The organism is Rhodovulum sp. BSW8, assembly GCF_003314725.1.
GTDB classification, from domain to species: domain Bacteria; phylum Pseudomonadota; class Alphaproteobacteria; order Rhodobacterales; family Rhodobacteraceae; genus Rhodovulum; species Rhodovulum visakhapatnamense.
In genome coordinates this window covers 148,461-155,175 of sequence record NZ_QNVX01000053.1, presented here as the reverse complement: position 1 = coordinate 155,175, position 6,715 = coordinate 148,461, and the positions used below count along the sequence as shown (strand labels likewise).

Below are 6,715 nucleotides of genomic sequence, written 5' to 3'. Positions count from 1 at the left end.
GATCGACGACATCGCCTTCCAGACCAACCTTCTGGCGCTGAACGCGGGCGTCGAGGCGGCGCGGGCGGGCGAGGCCGGACGCGGGTTCGCTGTCGTGGCGTCAGAGGTACGGGCGCTGGCGCAGCGGTCCTCCGAGGCCGCGAAAGAGATCAAGACGCTGATTTCGTCCAGTTCCGATCAGGTCGAATCCGGTGTCGCGCTGGTCAACCGCACCGGCGAGGCGCTGACCGACATCGTCGAGCGTGTCGGCAACATCGCGGTGCTGATCGGCGACATCGCGACCGGTGCGCAGGAACAGTCGGTGGGGCTGGGCGAGATCAATGTCGGCATCAACGAACTTGACAAGGTTACCCAGCAGAACGCCGCCATGGTCGAGGAGGCGAACGCGGCAGCCACGACGCTCAAGCAGGAGTCTCAGGCGCTTCAATCCCAGGTGGCGAGGTTCCGGCTGCGCAGCGGGGCGGTCGTGGCTTCCGCGATCCGGCCCGAGCCTCGCAGCGAAATCCCGTCATTCGACGTCAAGGATGCTCCCGCCGCACGCGAGTCCAGGAAGCGTGCGGCCAACGAGGGGGGCTGGCAGGATTTCTGACACCCCCGCTGCCTGGCACCAGAATCCGGGCATGGCGCAGGGCCATCGCCACTTCGAAAAGGCGCGCGCTCTTGGCCGTAGACGTACGGCATGACCTTGTTCGACGGCCACCTCGAGATCGACAGCAATACGATCAAGGCGTTGCATGTGCGTCATCATGGTTTGGAAAAGGAACTCCCTCTTTGCCGGAAGCTACGATGCCGCCGGAACCTTGGCGATCCTCTGTGCCCTGCCCCTAGCGCGCGGCAGCTTCCCGGACCGCGACTGTGCCTCACAGACGCAGTGCCATCGTCCCCTTTGGTCCGGTCAGCTTTCGCCGAAATCTGTCGGCCTCGGAGGGAGTATGCACCCTTTGCGAACGAACGCGCCGGATGGCTTTCCATTCCGGGGCGTTCATTGATTTGCCAGACGATCCCAGCCGTGAGATCGGGAGAGACGATGCCGTTCAGGGGCGCTTCACGACCGAGACCAGAGCGGTTTCGAAGCGGCGGGCGAAGTCGGCGCAGTCGCCGAGGGTTTCGGTCCAGCGGGCCGCAAGGGCCGGGCCGCGCAACGCCGGGCGGCGGGCCGGATCGGTCGCCATCGCCACGGCGCGGGACACATAGTCTTCGGGGCCGGTGGCGATGCAGTCGGTCAGTCCGACGGCGGTCAGAAGGCTCGTGCCCATCCGGGCCGAGAAGGTGCGTCCCGCCATCGTCAGCACAGGCAACCCCATCCGCAGGGCGTCCGAGGCGATGGTCCCGGCATTGTAGGGGGTGGTGTCGAGGAAGAGATCGCCAAGTGCGAGCCGTGCCCGGTAACGTGCCGGATCGACCCGGGGCGCAAAGATCAGCCGGTCGGGCGCGAGGCCTGATGCTTGCCAGCGCGCAGACAGGGCGGCGACGCTTTCGGGCGTGTCCTCGATCAGCCAGAACAGCGTCTCGGGCGCGGCTGCCGCGATCCTGCACCAGGCGGCGAAGACGGGTTCGGTGATCTTGTAGTGATGCGAGACGCAGACGAAGACGAAGCGGTCCTCGGGAAGGCCTTCGCTGGCGCGGCTGACCGCGGGAAGGTCGGGCTGGCGGCCGTCATTGGCCTGATAGCAGCCCTCGATCCGCAAGGGGGCAGGGGAATAGCGGGCGGTTTCTTCCTCGGGCACAGTGATCGCGTCGCACAGCAGCCAGTCGAGTTCGGGAACCGGAACCGAGCCGATATAGCCCAGATAGGTGGCCTGGACCGGCGCCGGCTTCCAGCGCAGGATGCCCGGGCGGCCGCCGCTGGTCAGCCCGTTCAGGTCGATCAGGATGTCGATCTCGTCGGCCCGGATGCGCCGCGCGGCCTCTTCGTCGGTCATGGTCCCGACCGGGACATGGTGATCGAGCGCCGCAAGGATGCGGGCACGCACATCGCTGCCGTCTTCGGGCGAGACACAATAGCCGGTGACCTCGAACCGGCTGCGGTCGTGGCGTTCCAGCAGTTCGGCGATCAGATAGCTCATGGCGTGGCGGCAGAAGTCCGACGACAGATAGCCCAGCCGGATCCGGTCGTGCCGGTAGCCGTCGGGGGGCGCGAGGCGTTCGCCCGGATCGGGGACGTTCCGCGCGATCCAGTCGGCGGCGACGCGGCGCTGCATCTCGGGGTCGTCATGCAGTGCGAGCGTGGCCAGCGGGCCGCACCAGAGTTCGGCCTCGGCGGTGCCGAGCCCCGGCACCGCAAGCTCGGCAGGCGGCCAGGCCGCCATCTTCTGGCGGGTATGCACCAGATGCTGGATCACGTCCGGCTGGTGCGGTTCGATCAGCAGCGAGGCGCGCAGCTCTTCGGCCGAGGCGCCGAGGCTCTTGTCGAGTTCCAGCATCCGCCCCAGCTGCTTGTGCAGCGCCACCCGGCCCTCGGCCGGCGGCAGCGCCTGGCGCAGGAAGGCGATGGCCGCGGCACGGTCGCCGAGCGCCTCGGCGGCCTGGCCCGCGGCGAGCGCGGCCTGCCAGAAGTCCGGTTTCATCCGGAGCGCCTGCACCGCCGCGTCATAGGTTCCGGCGAGATCGCCCGCCACGTTCAGCAGCACCGAGAGGTTGAACCAGGCGGCCCAGGCATCGGGACGCGCGCCGTTCCGGTCCAGCCAGATGCGGTAGATCGCGGCCGCTGACTGCGGGGCGCGGCTGGCCAGATCGACCACGGCGGCGGCGTCGGCGCAGGCCGCGGTCATTCGGGTGAGAGCGTCGAGGTCGGGAACGGGGTCCGGGTCCGTCCGGCCGGTGCGCGACAGGAACCCGGCCGGCGGCGTCGGGCCGCCGGAGGGCAGGAACACGGTCTGGGACATATCGGTCATCGGCACTCTCCTCGGTTTGAGGCAAACTCGCGCTTAGCGGTTAAGACGGGATTGCCATTCGAGCCCAAAAAACGCCGCGATCTTTATCGAGAGTGTCCGACGACGCTTCTTGCCGATTAGCAGCTTCTTTACGGGTTGCGCGGCAGGCTGGCGCGGATCCGAAGTCAGCAGGACTTCGACTGTCAGGCAGATGCGCGCGAGAAGCCGAGGCGTCGCCCCCCGAGTCGGACCCAGAGCCCATGTCGACCCTCAGTAACCTGTCGACCGCGCAGATCGCGGCGTTGACAACTGCAACAATCGCCTCGCTGACCAGCAGCGACATCGCCAGTATCAGTTCGGCACAGATGGGGGCTATGACGACGGCTCAGGTCGGCGCCCTGACCACCATGGCCATCCGCGGCATCGGCTCGGTCCAGGCCTCGGGCCTGACCACGGCCCAGATGGCCAAATTCTCGACCGCGCAGCTTAAGCAATTGTCGTCGCTGGCCATTCGCGGCCTGTCGACCGACAATATCGTGGCGCTGACGACCGCGCAGGCGGCCGAACTGTCCTCGCGGCAGGTCTCGGCGCTCAGTTCCAGCCAGGTCGCGGCGATGGAAACCGCCGATCTGGTCAAGCTGTCGACGATTGCCGTCAAGGGCCTCGGCAAGACGCAGGTGGCGGGTCTGACCACCGGCCAGGTCGCGGCGCTGACGACCGCGCAGACCGCGGTGCTGAGCAGCCTAACCCTGTCGGGCCTGTCCTCGACCCAGGTGGCGGCCCTGACCACGGCGCAGATCGGGGCGCTGACCTCGATCGCGATCAAGGGCCTGACCTCGACCCAGACCGCAGGTCTGACCACGGCGCAGGTCGCGAAGCTGTCGACCGCGCAGATCAAGGCGCTGGGCGTGTCCGCGATGAAGGGTCTGAGCACCGCCAATATCGTGGCGCTGTCGACCGCCCAGGCGGCCGAGATCTCCTCCAAGCAGGTCGCGGCGCTGAGTTCGACCCAGGTCGCCGCGATGGAAACCGCCGATCTGGTCAAGCTGTCGACGGTTGCGGTCAAAGGCCTTGGCAGGACCCAGGTGGCCGGCCTGACCACCGGCCAGGTGGCGGCGCTGACCACGGGGCAGGCGGCGGTGCTGAGCAGTGTGTCGTTGTCGGGGCTTTCCTCGACCCAGATGGCGGCGATGACCACCGCGCAGATCGGTGCGCTGACCTCGATCTCGATCAAGGGCCTGACGGCGACCCAGACCGAGGGTCTGACCACGGCACAGCTGGCGAAGCTGTCGACCGCACAGATCAAGGCGCTGGGCAGCTCGGCGATGGCGGGGCTGAGCACGGCCAATATCGTGGCGATCTCGACCGCGCAGGCGGCCGAACTGTCCTCGGTGCAGCTGAAGGCGTTGAGCTCGACCCAGATGGCGGCGATGGAAACCGCCGATCTCGTCAAGCTGTCGACCGCCGCGTTCCGCGGACTTGCCTCTGACCAGATCGACGGGCTTTCGACCGCTCAGGTTGCCGCGATCACCACGGCCCAGGCCGCGGTGATGAGCAGCACCATGCTGGGCAGCCTGTCCTCGACCCAGTTGGCGGCAGTGACCACCGCCCAGATCGGGGCGATGAGTTCGATCGCCATCAAGGGGCTGACCTCGACCCAGACCGAGGGCCTGACCACGGCGCAGCTGGCGAAGCTGTCGACCGCACAGATCAAGGCGCTGAGCGGCTCGGCGATGTCGGGGCTGAGCACCGCCAACATCGTGGCGATCTCGACGGCGCAGGCGGCGGAACTGTCTTCGGCACAGATCCGCTCGCTGAGCTCGACCCAGATGGCGGCGATGGAAACAGCCGACCTGGTCAAGCTGACCACCCTGGCTGTGAAGGCGCTGGGCGAGGATCAGGTCGAAGGCCTGACCACGGCGCAGGTCGCCGCGCTGACCACCGCGCAGGCCGCGGTCCTCAGCGATACGGCCCTGGGCGGGCTGTCCTCGACCCAGATGGCGGCGATGACCACCGCACAGATCGGCGCGCTGACCTCGCGTTCGATCAAGGGGCTTGGCGCGACCCAGACCGAGGGCCTGACCACGGCGCAGCTGGCGAAGCTCTCGACCGACCAGATCAAGGGGCTTGGCGCCTCGGCCATGTCGGGGCTGAGCACCGCGAACATCGTGGCGATCTCGACTGCACAGGCAGCGGAACTGTCCTCGGTTCAGCTGCGGGCGCTGAGTTCGACCCAGATGGCGGCGATGGAAACCGCCGATCTCGTCAAGCTGTCGACGGCGGCGATCCGCGGGCTTGCCGCCGACCAGATCGACGGCCTGTCCACCGCGCAGGTCGCGGCGATCACCACGGCGCAGACCGCGGTTCTCAGCAGTTCCATGCTGGGAGAGCTGTCCTCGAGCCAGATGGCGGCGATGACCACCGCGCAGATCGGCGCGCTGGGAACGCTGGCGCTCAAGGGCCTTGGCGCCATCCAGACCGAGGGTCTGACGACGGCGCAGATGGCCAAGCTTTCGACCGACCAGATCAAGGTTCTGGGCTCGTCGGCAATCTCGGGGCTGAGCACCGCGAATATCGTGGCAATCTCGACGGCGCAGGCGGCGGAACTTTCCTCGACCCAGGTCTCGGCGCTGAGCTCGGCCCAGGTCGCGGCGATGGAAACCGCCGATCTGGTCAAGCTCGACACCTCCGCGATGCGGGGCCTCGGGGTCGATCAGGTGGCGGGGCTGACCACGGCGCAAGTCGCGGCACTGACCACGGCGCAGGCGGCGGTGCTGACCGACATCACGCTGTCGGGCCTGTCCTCGACCCAGATGGGGGCGATGACCACCGCGCAGATCGGCGCCCTGACCTCGCGGTCGCTGCGCGGCCTGACCGCGACCCAGACCGAGGGCCTGACCACGGCGCAGATGGCGAAGCTGTCGACCGACCAGATCAAGGCGCTGGGCAGCTCGGCCATGTCGGGGCTCGGTACGGCCAGCATCGTCGCCCTGACCACGGCGCAGGCGGCCGAGCTGAGCTCGGTGCAGATCGCGGCGCTGGGCTCGGCCCAGATGGCGGCGATGGAAACCGCCGATCTGGTCAAGCTCGACACCTCGGCGATCCGCGGGTTCGGGGCCGACCAGGTGTCGGGTCTGACCACGGCGCAGGTCGCGGCGATCACCACGGCGCAGACCGCGGTTCTCAGCAGTTCGATGATGGGCGAGCTGTCCTCGACCCAGATGGCGGCGATGACCACCGCGCAGATCGGCGCGCTGGGAACGCTGGCGCTCAAGGGCCTTGGCGCCACCCAGACCGAGGGGCTGACCACGGCGCAACTGGCCAAGCTCTCGACCGATCAGATCAAGGTTCTGGGTTCTTCGGCGATCTCCGGGCTCAGTACTGCGAATGTCGTGGCGATCTCGACCGCGCAGGCGGCCGAACTATCCTCGACCCAGGTCGCGGCCTTCAGTTCGACCCAGATCGCGGCGATGGAAACCGCGGATCTGGTCAAGCTCGACACCTCGGCGATCAAGGGGCTGAGCTCGACCGGCATCGCGGGGCTGACCTCGGCCCAGGCGGCGGCGCTGACCACCGGACAGATCACCGCGCTGTCCACGTTGCAGATCGGGAATATCTCGACCTCCAGCATCGTCGGAATGGGCACCGCGGCGATCCAGGCCTTTACGACCAACCAGATGGGTGGGTTCAACTCGCAGCAGATCGCGGCGCTGACCACGGCCCAGGTCGCGGCCCTGCAGACCCAGGACATCGCGGCGCTGAGCGATACCCAGACCGAGGCCTTCACCTCGACCCAGCTGGCGGCCATGTCGACAGCGCAGCTGAACGCGCTGTTCCTCTGA

At 68.0% G+C, this 6,715-nt stretch carries 3 protein-coding genes and 1 pseudogene; 3 read left to right on the top strand and 1 reads right to left on the bottom strand.

All coding sequences use genetic code 11. The annotated features are described in order from the left end of the window. Nucleotides 1-589: methyl-accepting chemotaxis protein (locus DSD19_RS19370; protein ID WP_243628129.1), on the top strand; the 589-nt coding region annotated here is incomplete at its 5' end. A gap of 445 nt (nucleotides 590-1,034) precedes the next feature. On the opposite strand, the gene DSD19_RS19365 is transcribed toward DSD19_RS19370, so the two are convergent. Then, the gene (locus DSD19_RS19365; RefSeq protein WP_243628127.1) at nucleotides 1,035-2,894 is read right to left on the bottom strand and encodes an acetylglucosamine transferase; all 1,860 of its coding nucleotides are present in this window, start codon (nucleotides 2,892-2,894) and stop codon (nucleotides 1,035-1,037) included. 239 nt (nucleotides 2,895-3,133) lie between these two features. On the opposite strand from DSD19_RS19365, the pseudogene DSD19_RS19360 reads away from it, so the two are divergent. Together DSD19_RS19360 and DSD19_RS22795 are read left to right on the top strand one after the other, a co-directional pair. Beyond that, a pseudogene (locus DSD19_RS19360) lies at nucleotides 3,134-5,620 on the top strand (heme utilization protein); the annotation flags it as partial. A gap of 210 nt (nucleotides 5,621-5,830) precedes the next feature. Then, complete coding sequence (locus DSD19_RS22795) at nucleotides 5,831-6,715, top strand: hypothetical protein (RefSeq protein WP_371412641.1); 885 nt, start codon at nucleotides 5,831-5,833, stop codon at nucleotides 6,713-6,715.

Excerpts from the sequence above, each read along its gene's own strand:
- DSD19_RS19365 (WP_243628127.1), bottom strand. The coding sequence starts at position 2,894 with ATGACCGATATGTCCCAGACCGTGTTCCTGCCCTCCGGCGGCCCGACG.
- DSD19_RS22795 (WP_371412641.1), top strand. The coding sequence starts at position 5,831 with ATGTCGGGGCTCGGTACGGCCAGCATCGTCGCCCTGACCACGGCGCAG.